13 protein-coding genes are annotated in these 14,820 nt (G+C 65.5%); 11 read left to right on the plus strand and 2 right to left on the minus strand.

All coding sequences use genetic code 11. The features are described from left to right. Nucleotides 1–2: 2 nt before the first annotated feature. On the minus strand, nucleotides 3–1,799 hold the full coding sequence (locus tag AC56LG_RS12910; RefSeq protein ID WP_497166487.1) for a DEAD/DEAH box helicase: 1,797 nt from the start codon (nucleotides 1,797–1,799) through the stop codon (nucleotides 3–5). 150 nt (nucleotides 1,800–1,949) lie between these two features. Between AC56LG_RS12910 and AC56LG_RS12915 the strand changes: the two genes are divergently transcribed. The 9 genes from AC56LG_RS12915 (at nucleotide 1,950) to AC56LG_RS12955 (ending at nucleotide 10,275) form a co-directional block, all read left to right on the plus strand. Next, nucleotides 1,950–2,495 carry a glutathione peroxidase gene (locus AC56LG_RS12915; protein ID WP_497166488.1) on the plus strand — a complete coding sequence of 182 codons (546 nt, stop codon included), beginning with the start codon at nucleotides 1,950–1,952 and terminating at the stop codon, nucleotides 2,493–2,495. 373 nt (nucleotides 2,496–2,868) lie between these two features. Beyond that, nucleotides 2,869–3,777: a universal stress protein gene (locus AC56LG_RS12920; protein WP_497166489.1), complete on the plus strand. Its 909-nt coding sequence runs from the start codon at nucleotides 2,869–2,871 to the stop codon at nucleotides 3,775–3,777. A 5-nt stretch (nucleotides 3,778–3,782) separates the two neighbouring features. Beyond that, entirely contained in the window at nucleotides 3,783–6,695 is a 2,913-nt protein-coding gene (locus AC56LG_RS12925; protein ID WP_497166490.1) for a monovalent cation/H+ antiporter subunit A, read from the plus strand. Then, nucleotides 6,695–7,039: a Na+/H+ antiporter subunit C gene (locus AC56LG_RS12930; protein ID WP_497166491.1), complete on the plus strand. Its 345-nt coding sequence runs from the start codon at nucleotides 6,695–6,697 to the stop codon at nucleotides 7,037–7,039. The genes AC56LG_RS12925 and AC56LG_RS12930 overlap by 1 nt, the downstream gene beginning before the upstream one ends. Continuing rightward, nucleotides 7,036–8,655 (plus strand): monovalent cation/H+ antiporter subunit D, encoded by a 1,620-nt coding sequence (locus tag AC56LG_RS12935; RefSeq protein WP_497166492.1) that lies wholly within the window; start codon nucleotides 7,036–7,038, stop codon nucleotides 8,653–8,655. Before AC56LG_RS12930 ends, AC56LG_RS12935 begins: the two co-directional genes overlap by 4 nt. Beyond that, complete coding sequence (locus tag AC56LG_RS12940) at nucleotides 8,652–9,182, plus strand: Na+/H+ antiporter subunit E (RefSeq protein ID WP_497166493.1); 531 nt, start codon at nucleotides 8,652–8,654, stop codon at nucleotides 9,180–9,182. Before AC56LG_RS12935 ends, AC56LG_RS12940 begins: the two co-directional genes overlap by 4 nt. Further along, nucleotides 9,166–9,444, plus strand: a complete 279-nt coding sequence (locus AC56LG_RS12945) for a K+/H+ antiporter subunit F (protein ID WP_497166494.1) — start codon at nucleotides 9,166–9,168, stop codon at nucleotides 9,442–9,444. The genes AC56LG_RS12940 and AC56LG_RS12945 overlap by 17 nt, the downstream gene beginning before the upstream one ends. Beyond that, the gene (gene mnhG / locus AC56LG_RS12950; RefSeq protein ID WP_497166495.1) at nucleotides 9,441–9,845 is read left to right on the plus strand and encodes a monovalent cation/H(+) antiporter subunit G; all 405 of its coding nucleotides are present in this window, start codon (nucleotides 9,441–9,443) and stop codon (nucleotides 9,843–9,845) included. Before AC56LG_RS12945 ends, mnhG begins: the two co-directional genes overlap by 4 nt. 70 nt (nucleotides 9,846–9,915) lie before the next feature. Next, nucleotides 9,916–10,275: a DUF1428 domain-containing protein gene (locus AC56LG_RS12955; protein ID WP_497166496.1), complete on the plus strand. Its 360-nt coding sequence runs from the start codon at nucleotides 9,916–9,918 to the stop codon at nucleotides 10,273–10,275. A gap of 58 nt (nucleotides 10,276–10,333) precedes the next feature. Here AC56LG_RS12955 and ssb read toward each other — a convergent pair whose 3' ends face one another. After that, a complete protein-coding gene (gene ssb / locus AC56LG_RS12960; RefSeq protein WP_497166497.1) occupies nucleotides 10,334–10,837 on the minus strand; it encodes a single-stranded DNA-binding protein in 504 nt (167 codons plus the stop codon). Between the two features lie 452 nt (nucleotides 10,838–11,289). Here ssb and uvrA point away from each other — a divergent pair, with 452 nt between their 5' ends. Next, nucleotides 11,290–14,139, plus strand: coding sequence for an excinuclease ABC subunit UvrA (gene uvrA, locus AC56LG_RS12965; RefSeq protein ID WP_497166498.1), 2,850 nt, complete (start codon nucleotides 11,290–11,292; stop codon nucleotides 14,137–14,139). Between the two features lie 221 nt (nucleotides 14,140–14,360). Then, the gene (locus AC56LG_RS12970) at nucleotides 14,361–14,819 is read left to right on the plus strand and encodes a DUF2214 family protein (protein ID WP_497166499.1); all 459 of its coding nucleotides are present in this window, start codon (nucleotides 14,361–14,363) and stop codon (nucleotides 14,817–14,819) included. The last annotated feature ends 1 nt before the right edge of the window (nucleotide 14,820 follow it).

Raw genomic sequence — 14,820 nt, forward strand, 5'->3', positions numbered from 1 at the left:
CGTCAGAACTCGATGCGGCGCGCCGCCGCCAGCAGGCTGCGGTACAGGCGCAGGTTGTGCGCGGTGCGCGCGTCGTTGGCCCCGAACTGCGGCGGTAGCTCGGGCCCGATGATCACCAGCTTGGTCATCGCCCGCGTCACCGACACATTCAGACGCTCGGGCTGGAAGAAGAAGTCGGCGATCGCCGCCAGGAAGCGCAGGTCGCCGGCGGCCAGCGTCAGGATGACCAGTTCGCGCTCCTGGCCCTGCATCCGCTCGACCGTATCGGCGACGATGGCGCGCGCCGTGTGCCAGCCGAACCGGTCCGCCAGGGCATTCCTCACCGTGCGCCCATGCGCGCGAAACGGCGTGACGATGCCGATCTCGTGCGGCGCCAGGCCGCCCTCCAGCGCCGCGCCGCACAGGCCCGCCACCAGCTGCGCATCCTCATGGTTGCGGCTGCGCGCGCTGTCGTCCAGGGTCGGAATGAAGACCAGGCTGGCCGCGTCGCGCAGGGCGGCGTCGTAGGGGTCGCCATCCTCGCGCGGCTGCAGGAACAATCTGCGCTCGCGGTTGGGACCGGCCGCAAGCAGGCGCTTGCCGTAAAACGAGCGGCTCGGCCAGGCCGCCAGTTCAGCGTTCAGGCGGTAGGTATCGGTCAGCATCACGCTGTCGACATTATGAAAAGTCAGCTTGGCGAAGATCGAGCCGGGCAGTTCGTCCAGCACCGAGCGCGCCAGCAGCACCGGCGGCAGCTGCTTCTGGTCGCCGATGAAGACGAAGCGGGCGCCGCGCCGCATCGCCATCAGGGCCAGCGGCAGCGTCACCTGGCTCGCTTCGTCGAACAGCACGGTATCGAACTCGCAGTTTTCCAACCCCTTGCCGCAGGTGGCGAAGGGCGTGGCGCCGACCACGTAGCCGCCTTCCAGCGGCCGTCCATGCCATTCGGCGAAGCTGGCGGCCAGCGTCACGCCGGGGAGCAAGCCGTCGACCTGGGTCAGGCGCCCGATCTTGGCCACGCGCACGCCCTGGCCCGCGACTTCCTGCGCGATCTTGTTGAGCGCATTGTTGATCGCCATGTGGGTGTGCGAGGTGACCAGCACCCGCTCGCCGCGCTCGACCAGCAGGCGCACGGCCAGGGCCAGCACCCGCGTTTTACCCGTACCGGGCGGCCCCTGGATGCAGGCGACCTGCTCGGCGGCGACGATTTTACCGACCGCCTCGGCCTGGGCCGCGTTCAGGCCCTTGTCGAGGGCGATCGCTTCGGCCTCTTCGAAATCGCGCGGGTCGAAATCGTTACTGATGTGGCCTTCCAGCAGCGGCATCAGGCAGCGGTGCGCGCGCGAGGGAGGATTTGCCTGGCCGATGTCGTCGAGCGCTTCCTTGTAAAACTTGGTGAGGTCGAAATCGTCGGGGTCGGCATAGCAGGGCAGATCGGCGGCCTCCTTGACCACCCGCGCCGCCTGGTTGATGCGTAGCAGCCAGCGCCCCTCTTCTTCCGCCTCGAAAACGGCGCCGCGCGCCAGCATCAGGTTCAAGGGCGAGCCGTCGTGCAGGCAGACCAGGTCTCCCTCGCGAAAGCGCGATTCGCCGCCGCCCGTCCAGGCCCAGGCCGTGCCCTTCTCGGGACCGGCCTCGATGCGCAGGAAGCGCTGGCACAGGCCCTTGGCCAGACGGTCGGGCAAGGGCTGGCGCCAGACCTCGACCAGTTTTTCCTGCGCCGCCTCGCGTTCGCGCGCGACGAACTCGCGCAAGCCGTCGAGCAGCCGCGCCTGGCGGCGCGCGCGTTCGGCATTGGCGTTGTTCGGTTCCTGCGTCATGGGGCGGCTCGTCTTTTCACAGCATGGCTTATAAGGGGCGGGAACGGCGCCGTCAAGCACGGCCGCGTGACGGCAGTTTTTGGTCCCCGCCAGCATGCTCGCGCGCGGCGCGGTAGGATATCCATTTACGCAACCAGGAGGACAGACCCCATGAGCACACTCTTCGACATCCCGCTGCACCGCCTCGAAGGCCAGGACGCCACGTTGGGCGAGTACCAGGGCAAGGTCATGTTGATCGTCAACGTCGCCTCGCAATGCGGCTTGACGCCGCAATACGCCGGCCTGGAAAAACTGTTCGAGCAGTATGAAGCACGCGGCCTGGTGGTGCTCGGTTTTCCCTGCAACGATTTTGGCGCCCAGGAACCTGGCAGCGAAGCGGAGATCGCCGATTTTTGCCAGCGCAACTACGGCGTGCGCTTCCCGATGTTCGAAAAGGTGGAAGTCAACCGCGAGGCGCGCCATCCCCTGTACCGCGAACTGATCGCCGCCCAGCCGCAGGCGCGCCAGGCCGAAGGCAGCACGTTCGGCGACAAGCTGGCCCAGCACGGCCTGAGCCCGAAGAACCCGTCGGACGTGATGTGGAACTTCGAAAAATTCCTGGTCGGCCGCGACGGGCAAGTGCTCGCCCGTTTCGCGCCGGACGTAAAGCCGGACGATCCGGCGCTGGTGGCGGCGATCGAGGCGGCGCTGGGCTGATTCAGGATCGTAGGGTGGGCGGCTCCACCGTTTCAGTTACGGCCCAGAAGCGTTTGCGCCGCCCACGCGTTCAACCAGCCGGTGATTTGTCGCGACGTTTCAAAATGTGGTTGAACGCGTGGGGGGCGTTCAGGCAACGGGCAATCACGCGCCAGGGTGCAGCCGCCCACCTTACGGGTCCGATCATTCATTCTCGGCGAGATTTGTCTTAACTACTGACATCAGTTCACGGACTGTTGCAGTGCCTCGTAATGCCGGCCCCTGCCTTAAAACCAGCTTAATGGACAGTTTTGCCCGGCTAATGCGTTGCAGTCTTTGCCACAAACCCGTTAAAGTAGACCGGGTTTGAGTCCTGAACCTGGTGGAGGCACGCGTGAACCACAGCATTGATGCGGCAGAGCCACGAAAATTGCTGCTCGCAACCGACCTGAGCGCGCATTGCGACCGCGCGCTCGAGCGCGCCCGGCTGCTGGCCGCCGAATGGCAGGCCGAGCTGGCCATATTGACCGTGCACGAAGGACCGGACGTACCGGCCGAAGTCATCGGCTGGCTCGATGGCGACCGCGAGCAGCACGGCGCCGAAGCGGCGGCGCAGCGCGCGCTGCTGCGCGATTTCGAGGGCAATGGCATCAACCCCAGCCTGCACCTGGCCGACGGTCCCGTGGCCGACGCCATCCCGGCCGCCGCCGCACGCCTGCGCAGCACCCTGGTCGTCAGCGGCAGCGCGCGCGCCGAAACGCTGGGCCACCTGCTGCTTGGCTCGACCGTCGAACGCCTGGCGCGCACGCTGACGCAACCTTTATTGGTGGTGCGCCAGCGCGCCCGTACGCCTTACCGGCGCATCCTGGTGCCGACCGATTTTTCCGCCGCCTCGCGCCTCGCGCTGGAAACCGCCTTTTCACTTTTCCCCGACTGCGCCATTACGCTGTTCCACGCCCGGCAGGGCGGGACGGAAGCGCTGGCCGGCCAGACGGGCGCCGCGCCCGCACGCGATGAATGCGCGCGCTTTCTCGATGGCTGCCGCCTGCCTCCTGGCGCGCGTGCCCGGCTCGAGGTCGTGATCGCCGCCGGCAGCCTCGATTCGCTGCTGGCGCGCCATGTGCAGGAACACGCGATCGAACTGGCCGTGATCGGACTGCACGAACAGCCCGGCGTGCTGCGGGTACTGATGGGCAGCACGGCCGAACGCCTGCTGCGCGGCCTGGCCTGCGACACGATGGTGGTGCGCGCGGCCGATGATGATGACGATGCAGTCGGGGCTTCCCCGCCACGACCGGGATGATGCCAATGCTGTCGCCGCCACTGTCCCTGATTGTCCTCCTCCCCTTCCTCGGCGCCCTGGTCGCCGCCTGCATGCCGACCGGCTCGCGCAACCGCCCGGCGGCGGTGGCCGGCGCCGCCACCCTGGCCGCACTGGCGCTGGCGATCAGCGCCTTCAACACGGTCGGCAACGGCGAGGTCCTGCGCGAACGCCACGACTGGCTGCCCGACTTCGGCCTGAACCTCGCCCTGCGCATGGATGGCCTGGCCTGGGTGTTCACCGTGATGGTGCTCGGCATCGGCTTGCTGGTGCTGCTGTATGCGCGCTACTACATGTCGCGGCGCGACCCGGTGGCGCGCTTCTTCGCCTACATGCTGGCCTTTATGGGTTCGATGCTGGGCGTGGTCCTGTCCGGCAACCTGATCCAGCTGGTGATCTTCTGGGAACTCACCAGCGTCACTTCGTTCCTCCTGATCGGCTACTGGCAGCACCGCAACGACGCCCGCCGCGGCGCGCGCATGGCGTTTACGGTAACCACCGTCGGCGGCCTGTGCCTGCTGGCCGGCGTGCTGATGCTGGGCCATATCGTCGGCAGCTACGACCTCGACGCCGTGCTCGAGGCCGGCGGACGAGTGCGCGCCCACGCCTGGTACCTGCCGACCCTGGTCCTGATCGCGCTGGGGGCGCTGACCAAGAGCGCGCAATTCCCCTTCCACTTCTGGCTTCCGCACGCGATGGCGGCGCCGACCCCGGTATCGGCCTTTCTGCACTCGGCGACGATGGTCAAGGCCGGCGTCTTCCTGCTGATCCGCTTGTGGCCGGCCTTGTCCGGCACCGACGAATGGACCTGGATCCTCGGCACCGCCGGCGTCTGCACCCTGCTGATCGGCTCCTTCTACGCCATCTTTCAGAACGACATGAAGGGCTTGCTGGCCTATTCAACCATCAGCCACCTCGGCCTGATCGTCACCCTGCTCAGCATCGGTTCTCCCTTGTCGGTGGTGGCGGCGGTGTTCCACACGATGAACCATGCGGTGTTCAAGGCCTCGCTGTTCATGGCGGTCGGCATCATCGACCACGAGACCGGCACGCGCGACATGCGCCTGTTGCGCGGCCTGGGCAAGGCGATGCCATTTACCGCTGCACTGGCGATCGTCGCCAGCGCCGCCATGGCCGGCGTCCCGCTGCTGAACGGTTTCCTGTCGAAAGAGATGTTCTTCGCCGAGACCATGCAGGTCGGCGGCACCGAAGACTGGTCGATGTCGTATGCGGCGGTCGCCATGGGCGTGTTCAGCGTGGCCTATTCGCTGCGCTTCATCAGCGTCTTCTTCGGCCCGGCGGCCACCGATTTGCCGCAGCAGCCGCACGAGCCGCCGCGCTGGATGCGCTTCCCGGTCGAATGCCTGGTGGTGCTGTGCATCGCCGTGGGCGTGATGCCCGAGCGCGCCGTCGGCGAGGTGCTGGGTGTGGCGGCGCAGTCGGTGCTAGGCGCGGCCCTGCCCGAATACGACCTCGGCATCTGGCACGGCTTCAATCTGCCGCTGATGATGAGCATTGCCGCGCTGGCCGGCGGCTTGCTGTTCTACGTCGTCTTGCGGCGCTATGCCGACCTGGCCGAACGCGAGCGGGTGCCGGTGCTGCACCGCCTGAACGGCGCCCAGGCCTACGAAAACGTGATGCTGGCGCTGACCCAGAGCGCCGTCTGGCTGCTGCGCTGGGGCGGCACCCGGCGCCTGCAATTGCAGCTGCTGGTGCTGGTCGCGGCGATGGTCGCCGTGCCGCTGCTGGTGGTCGACCCGCTGCCGGCCATGCCGCCGCTGCGCGTGACCGACCTCGATCCGCTGTTCGCGCTGCTGTGGGTGATCGGCGCCGGCTGCGCGCTGGGCGCGGCGCAGCAGGCGAAATACCACCGCCTGGTCGCCCTGATCCTGGCCGGCGGCACCGGCGTCGTCACGAGCCTGACCTTCTTGTGGATGTCGGCGCCCGACCTGGCGCTGACCCAGCTGATGGTCGAAACCGTCACCACCGTGCTGATCCTGCTCGGCCTGCGCTGGCTGCCGCCGCGCTTCCCGCCCGCCGGCCTGGCCCCACGCATCCCGCTCGGCAGCTGGCTGCGCCGTGGGCGCGACGGCACCATCGCCGTCGCCGGCGGCCTCGGCATGGCCGCCGCCACCTACGCCCTGCTCGCCACCGAGGCGCCGGCCACCATCAGCGATTTCTTCGTCGTGCACGCCCTGCCCGAAGGCGGCGGCGCGAACGTGGTGAACGTACTGCTGGTCGACTTCCGCGGCTTCGACACGATGGGAGAGATCACGGTGCTGTCGATCGTCGCGCTGACCGTGTATGCGCTGCTACGCCGCTTCCGCCCGGCGCCGGAAAGCATCGCCATCCCGGTGCAGCAGGCCAGCGACGTCGACCCGGCCGTGAGCCAGAGCCCTGCGCAACAAGCCAGCACCGGCTACCTGATGATCCCGGCCGTCTACCTGCGCTTCCTGCTGCCTTTCATGGGCATCATCGCCGTCTACTTCTTCATGCGCGGCCATAACCTGCCGGGCGGCGGTTTTGTGGCGGGACTGATCTTCGCCACCGCCATCATCGTCCAGTACATGGTGGCCGGCACCGACTGGGTCGAATCGCATTTGCGCCTGCGCCCGCACCGCTGGATCGCCTGGGGCCTGGTCACCGCCTGCGTCACCGGCCTCGGTGCCTGGCTGTTCGGCTACCCCTTCCTCACCAGCCATACCGCCCACCTCGACCTGCCGCTGCTGGGGCAGATCCACGTGCCGAGCGCCTTCGTGTTCGACCTGGGCGTATTCCTGGTGGTGGTCGGCACCACCATGCTGATCCTGGTCGCGCTGGCGCACCAGTCGCTGCGCAGCCACCGCGCCCCACCCGGGGCCGGCCGTAGCGCCCTGCCCCCAACCAAGGAGATTGCCTGATGGAGCTCGTGTCTTCGCTCGCCATCGGCATCGTGTTCGGCGCCGGCATCTGGCTGCTGCTGCGCCCGCGCAGTTTCCAGGTGCTGACCGGCCTGATGCTGATGTCGTATGCCGTCAACCTGTTCATTTTCATCATGGGCCGCGTCTGGCTCGACGAGCCGCCGCTGACCCCGGCCGGCACCATCCCCGATCCGCGCCTGCTGGCCGACCCGTTGCCACAGGCGCTGGTGCTGACCGCGATCGTGATCGGCTTTGCCACCACGGCGCTGTACCTGGTGGTGATGATCGGCGCGCGCGGCCTGACCGGCACCGACCACGTCGATGGCGAGGAGCCTGAGGTATGAGGCCTGAACACCTTGTCATGTTGCCGATCCTGCTGCCGCTCTTGGTCGGCGCGGTGCTGGTGCCGCTGACCCAGGGCCGCCACCGCTTTAAATTCGCGCTCAGCTATGCCTCGGTGCTGGGCTTGCTGGGTACGGCTTGCGCCTTGATGGCGAATGCCGACGGCGGCGCCTGGCCCGACGGCATCGGCGTCTACCTGGCCGCCAACTGGGCCGCGCCCTTCGGCATCGCCCTGGTGGCCGACCGTTTATCCGCCCTGATGCTGCTGCTGACCGCGGTGCTGGCCCTCGCTTCCCTGCACTTCGCGATGCAGCGCTGGAGCCGGATCGGCGTGCATTTTCACTCGCTGTTCCAGTTCCTGCTGATGGGGATCAACGGCGCCTTCCTGACCCACGACCTGTTCAATCTGTTCGTGTTCTTCGAAGTAATGCTGGCCGCCTCCTACGGCCTGGTGTTGCACGGGTATAACGCCGAGCGCCTGCGCGCCAGCATGCAGTACATCGCGGTCAACCTGGCCGCCGCCCTGATGTTCCTGATCGGCACCGCGCTGATCTACGCCACCACCGGCACCCTCAACATGGCCGACCTCGCCGTGCGCATCGCCGCCATGACGGCCGACCAGGTAGGCCTGCTGAAAGTCGGCGTCGCCGTGCTGGCGCTTGCCTTCCTTGTAAAAGGCGCGATGTGGCCGCTCGGCTTCTGGCTGCCCACCACCTATGCCGCCGCCTCTCCCCCGGTGGCGGCGATGCTGGTGCTGATGACCAAGGTCGGCGCCTACGTCATCCTGCGCCTGTGGCTGCTGCTGTTCGGAGAACAGGCCGGGCTAGCCGCCGGCTTCGGCTACGACGCCCTGGTCTGGGGCGGGATGGCGACCATCGTCTTCGGCGCCGCCGGCATGCTCTCGACCGACACCGCCGGGCGCATGGCCGGCTACAGCGCCATCGTCTCGTCCGGCACCCTGCTGGCGGTGATCGGCTATGGCCAGCCTTCGCTGGTGACGGCCGGCCTCTATTACCTGATCGGCTCGACGCTGGCGGTAGCCGCCTTCCTGCTGCTGATCGAACTGATCGACCGCATCCGCACCCCCGGCGCGGCGATGCTGGCGCTGACGATGGAAGCCTGGGCGGTCGAAGATACCCCCGAGGAACCGCGCGGCAAGGGCGTGCCGGCGGTCATGGCTTTCCTCTCGCTGGCATTCGTCGCCTGCGCCCTGATGATCGCCGGCCTGCCGCCGCTGTCCGGCTTCGTCGCCAAGTTCGGCATGTTCCACGCGCTGCTGAACCCGGAACCCGGCAGCGGCGCCATCGGCGCCACCGGTTTTACCTTGATCGCGCTGGTGATCGTCTCCGGACTGATCGCCATCATCTCGATGCTGCGCTTCGGCGTGCGCACCTTCTGGGCCGCCGAGATCGTCACGCCGCCGCGCCTGCAGCTGTCGGAAGTGGCGCCGATCACGGCGCTGCTGTTGCTGTCGCTGGCGATGACGGTACAGGCGCGCCCGCTGTTCGATTACCTGGGCCGCGCCAGCGCCGACCTGCACGATGCAGGCAAGTACGCGCGCCGGGTGCTGCTGCAGCCGCCGGTGCCGGGTCCTGCCACGCAGGGGGTGGCGCCATGACGCATTGGCTATCCCGTTGGCTGCCTTATCCCTGGGTCTCCTTGACGCTGTGCGCACTGTGGCTGCTGCTGAACCAGGCCTTCGACCTTGCCAGCATCCTGCTCGGCGCCATCCTCGGCATCGCGCTGCCCTTGCTGCTGCGCGGCTTGCAGCCGTTCGGCTATCCGCGCCTGCATGCGCCGCTGACGCTGCTGCGTTTACTGGGCATGGCCTCGGTCGAGATCGTCCGCTCCTGCTTCAACGTCTGCCGCATCATCCTGTTCGCGAATCACGCGGCCGTCAAATCGGAATTCATCCGCATCCCGCTGACGATGCGCGATCCCTACGGCCTGGCCATGCTGTCCTGCCTGATCAACATGACGCCGGGCACGGTCTGGGTCGAGATCCTGCCCGAGAGGTATGAACTGTCGTTGCACGTGTTCGACCTGCACGACGAACAATGGTGGATCGACACCATCAAGACGCGCTACGAGCGCCCCCTGATCGACATCTTTGAACCCAGGAGCACCCATGGCGACCCTGCTTGAACTCTCGATCGGCTACGCGCTGGTCTGCGTACTGGTGGCGATGCTGCTGTGCGCGCTGCGCCTGCTGATCGGCCCCTCGGCCCACGACCGCGTGCTGGCCCTCGACACCCTGTGGATGGCGGGCATGCTGCTGGCGCTGGTGCTCGGCATCCGCTTCGGCACGCAAGTGTATTTCGAGGTGGCGGTGCTGATCGCGCTGGTCGGCTTCGTCTCGACGGTCGCCATGGCGAAATTCCTGATGCGCGGGGAGATCATCGAATGACGGGCATCGCCGAACTCCCGGACTGGGCCGCATTGGTGGTGGCGCTGCTGTTGTTCATCGGCGCTTCCATCATCCTGATCGGCGCCCTCGGCCTGCTGCGCCTGCGTACCTTTTATCAACGCATCCACGGCCCGGCGATCACGATCACGCTCGGCGCCGGTTGCATCCTGATCGCCTCGATGGTCTACTTCACGGTGGCGCAAGCGCGCCTGGTCGTGCACGAGGTGATCATCGCCGCGTTTCTGCTGATGACGGCGCCGGTGGTGTCGATGCTGATCATGCGCGCCGCCGTCTACCGCGACCTGCGTGCGCGCAAGCACGACGCCGGCGCCACCGCGGGCGGGGTGTACACGATCGTGGAGGCGGAAACGCCGGCCAGTCCGGCGCCGGGCAAGGACTAGTATCAAACTCAGGACGGATATTCAGCGCTTCATCGAGGTCTCACCTGTACTCAACCTTAAGGAGAGCATCATGGCCTACGTCGATGGTTTTGTGATTCCGGTTCCCAAGAACAAGCTCGATGCCTACCTGGAGATGGCGCGCCAGGCAGCCACGATCTGGCGCGACCACGGCGCCATCGAATTTCGCGAATGCGTCGCCGACGACGTCAAGCCGGGGCAACTGACCTCGTTTCCCCAGAGCGTGCAACTGAAGGAAGACGAAGTCGTGATTTTTTCCTGGATCATCTATGAATCGCGCGCCAAACGCGACGAGGCCAACGACAAGGTCATGAACGACCCGCGCATGACCGAATTCATGAAGCCGGAGAACATTCCATTCGACGGCAAGCGCATGATTTATGGCGGCTTCGAGATGATGGTCGACAAATAGGCGTAAAAAAACCCGCGACTTGCGTTGCGGGTTTTTTGATTACGCGACAGCCCGTCACTCAGAACGGAATGTCGTCATCCATATCCGAGAAGTTCGGCGCCGGACGCTGTGGCTGTGGACGTGCTGCCGGGGCCGGAGGCGCCTGGCGCGGTGCCTGGCGCTGTGGTGGCGCATCGTAGCCGCCGCCATCGTCCATGCCCATGCCGCCGGCGTCGCCGCCCATGCCGGCGCGGCCGCCCAGCATCTGCATGTTTTCAGCGACGATGTCGGTTGCGTAGCGCTCGATGCCGTCCTTGTCCGTGTACTTGCGGGTCTGCAGGCGGCCTTCGACGTAGACCGACGAACCCTTTTTCAGGTACTGGCCGACGATCTCGGCCAGGCGGCCGAAGAACGAGATGCGGTGCCATTCGGTCAGCTCTTTCTGCTCGCCGGTGTTGCGGTCCTTCGACTTGAACGAGGTGGCGACCGCGATGTTCGCGATGGCGTCGCCGCTCGGCATGTAGCGGATTTCCGGATCGCGGCCGAGGTTGCCGACGATGATGACCTTGTTGACTGATGCCATTGTGTTACTCCTTCAGGATGATGTAAGCCCTGGCTCTGCACTCTGCCTAAGCGCCAAGGAACTGTGTGCTTCAACCCGATATTATGGGGCCGCGGCGCCGGTTTCAAAAGAAGATTTTGTTGGCCTCAGTCAGCCTTTGGGACGGCGAAAAACACCCGAATCGTTGTCGTCCATGGCAGCCGGGCACGACCAAAAATATTTTCGGATTCTGAACTGTTTGCCATTGAAGCGCGCCGCAAACGGCCCACTTATGACGGACCGAGGTATTGTCGACTTCCACGCGCGTGTCACCTTGGCATGGCAACTTGCCATCGCTGGTACACCCGAGTACTGGATGAATGTACAGCCGCAACAAAAACGCGCTAAACTAGCAGATTCCCCCTCGATTGGCCCGCCAACGCGACAGTATCGTGCGCGGCCCCGCAAAACTTATTGAAAGCCTGCCAAAATTAATGGAAGAAATTCGTATTCGTGGTGCCCGCACTCACAATCTCAAAAACATCAATCTCGATCTGCCGCGTAACAAGCTGATCGTCATTACGGGCCTGTCGGGTTCGGGTAAATCTTCGCTCGCGTTCGACACCCTGTATGCCGAAGGCCAGCGCCGCTATGTCGAATCGCTGTCGGCCTACGCGCGCCAGTTCCTGCAATTGATGGAAAAGCCGGACGTCGACCTGATCGAAGGCTTGTCGCCGGCAATCTCCATCGAGCAGAAGGCGACCTCGCACAACCCGCGTTCGACCGTCGGCACCGTCACCGAGATCCACGATTACCTGCGCCTGCTATACGCGCGCGTCGGCACGCCCTACTGCCCGCAGCACCCGCACGAGCCACTGGCGGCCCAGACCGTGTCGCAGATGGTCGACGCCGTGCTGGCCATGCCGGAAGGCACCAAGCTGATGATCCTGGCGCCGGTCGTGGCCGGCCGCAAGGGCGAGCACAGCGACCTGTTCGCAGGCATGCAGGCCCAGGGTTTTGTGCGTTTCCGCATCCAGAGCGGCGTCAATCCAGCCAGGATCTACGAGATCGACGAACTGCCGAAGCTGAAGAAAACCGAAAAGCATTCGATCGACGTCGTCATCGACCGCATCAAGGTGAATCCGGAGATCAAGCAGCGCGTGGCCGAGAGTTTTGAAACGGCATTGCGCCTGGCCGATGGCCGCGCCGTCGCCTACGAGATGGACACCGAGCAGTCGACCGTGTTCTCGAACAAGTTCGCCTGTAACGTCTGCGGCTATTCGCTGCAGGAACTCGAGCCGCGCCTGTTCTCGTTCAACAACCCGATGGGCGCCTGCTCGGAATGCGATGGCCTCGGCCACATCGAGTTCTTCGATCCGAAGCGGATCGTCGCCTTCCCGAACCTGTCGCTGGCCTCGGGCGCCGTCAAAGGCTGGGATCGCCGCAACCAGTTCTATTTCCAGATGCTGTCGAACCTGGCGGACCATTACGAGTTCGACCTGGATAAACCGTTCGAGCAGCTGCCGAAAAGCGCGCAGGATGCGGTCCTGTTCGGTTCCGGCAAATCGTCGATCCCGTTTACCTATGTGAACGAGCGCGGCCGCACCGTGATTCGCGAGCATACCTTCGAGGGTGTGGTGAACAACCTGCAGCGGCGCTACCGCGAAACCGATTCGATGGCGGTAAAGGAAGAGCTGGCGAAATTCATCAACGAAAAGAAGTGTCCTGCCTGCGACGGTGCGCGCCTGCGCACCGAAGCGCGTTTCGTGAAGATCGGCCAGGGCGCCCAGCAGCGCGCGATTTATGAGGTGTCGGACAAGCCGCTGCGCGATACGCTGGACTTCTTCGAGACGCTGGAACTGACCGGCGCCAAAAAGGAAATCGCCGAGCGCGTCATCAAGGAAATCACGGCGCGCCTGAAATTCCTGAACAACGTCGGCCTCGATTACCTGTCGCTCGACCGCAGCGCCGATACCCTGTCGGGCGGCGAAGCGCAGCGGATTCGCCTGGCGTCGCAGATCGGTTCGGGCCTGACCGGCGTGATGTACGTGCTCGACGAGCCGTCGATCGGCCTGCACCAGCGCGATAACGACCGCCTGATCGCGACCCTGAAGCACCTGCGCGACATCGGCAACAGCGTGCTCGTCGTCGAGCACGACGAAGATGCGATCCGCACCGCCGACTACATCGTCGACATGGGTCCGGGCGCCGGTGTGCACGGCGGCCAGATCATCGCCGAAGGCACGCTCGACGAGATCATGGCCAACGAGCACTCGGTCACCGCCCAGTACCTCGACGGCCGCCGCAAGATCGTGGTGCCGAAGAAGAGAACGCCCTCGAACCCGGAACGCCAGCTGGTCATCACCAACGCCACCGGCAACAATCTGAAAGGCGAGACGCTGCGCCTGCCGGTCGGGCTGATGACCTGCATTACCGGGGTTTCGGGTTCGGGTAAATCGACGCTGATCAACGACACGCTGTATCCGGCCCTGTCGCGCCACCTGTACGGCTCGCAGACGGAACCGGCGCCGCACGACGCGATCTTCGGCCTGGAACACTTCGACAAGGTGATCTCGGTCGACCAGGCGCCGATCGGCCGCACCCCGCGCTCGAACCCGGCGACCTACACCGGCCTGTTCACGCCGATCCGCGATTTGTTCGCGACGGTGCCGACGGCCAAGGAACGCGGTTATTCGGCCGGACGCTTCTCGTTCAACGTCAAGGGCGGACGCTGCGAAGCGTGCCAGGGCGATGGCGTGATCAAGGTCGAGATGCACTTCCTGCCGGACGTCTACGTGCCGTGCGACGTCTGCCACGGCAAGCGCTACAACCGCGAAACGCTGGAAGTGCACTACAAGGGCAAGAGCATCACCGAAGTGCTGGAGATGACGGTCGAGGACGCGCACGAATTCTTCAAGCCGGTACCGGTGATTGCGCGCAAACTCCAGACCCTGCTCGACGTCGGCCTCGGCTACATCAAGCTGGGCCAGAGCGCGACGACCTTGTCGGGCGGCGAGGCGCAGCGTGTGAAACTGTCGCTGGAACTGTCGAAGCGCGATACGGGCCGTACCCTGTACATCCTGGACGAGCCGACTACCGGCTTGCACTTTGCCGACATCGACCTGCTGCTCAAAGTCATCCACCGCCTGCGCGACCAGGGCAATACGCTGGCGATCATCGAGCACAACCTCGACGTGATCAAGACGGCGGACTGGATCGTCGACCTGGGGCCGGAAGGCGGCGCCGGCGGCGGCAAGATTGTCGCTACCGGGTCGCCGGAAGAAGTGGCGGAAAATCCGGCCAGCGTAACGGGCAAGTACCTGGGGCCGCTGCTGAAACAGTAAACAGGAACGCTTGAGATGATGAAAAGGCAGAGCTGCGGCTCTGCCTTTTTGCTTTTGGGTTTGTGATTTTCGTAGGGTGGACTTCGTCCACGCGGTGATACGCAACGGCTCCGTCATCGTGCTCGACGATCTCGCCGCCACGTATCACCGCGTGGGCAGAGCCCACCCTACAACTTCGACATGCGCTACAGTGAACACACCTCCACCGTCCAGCAGCCGCCATGACCGACCTTGCCCTCGCCATCGTCCACCACCTGATCGTGTTCGGCCTCGCCGCCGTACTGGCCGCCGAACTGGCGCTGATGCGCCCGGCCGCCATGTCGCCGCCCACCGTGAAACTGCTGGGGCGTTTCGATGCCGCCTACGGCATGCTGGCGCTGGCGATTCTTGCCGTCGGTTTCGTACGCGTCTGGTACGGCGCCAAGGGGCCGGATTTCTACCTGCACAACCACGCCTTCTGGGGCAAGATCGCCGCCTTTGCCGTGGTCGGCCTGCTCTCGATCAAGCCGACCCTGCGCATCGCCGCCTGGCAAAAGGCTTTACAGGCGGATGCCGCCTTCATGCCGCCGGCCGACGAAATCGGCAAGCTGCGCCGGCTGCTGCTGATCGAGATCCACGTGTTCGCGCTGATCCCGATCTTTGCCGCGGCGATGGCGCGTGGCGTCGGCTACGGGGGTTAAC

The sequence above is a fragment of the Telluria sp. ZB2R32 genome (assembly GCF_059685715.1).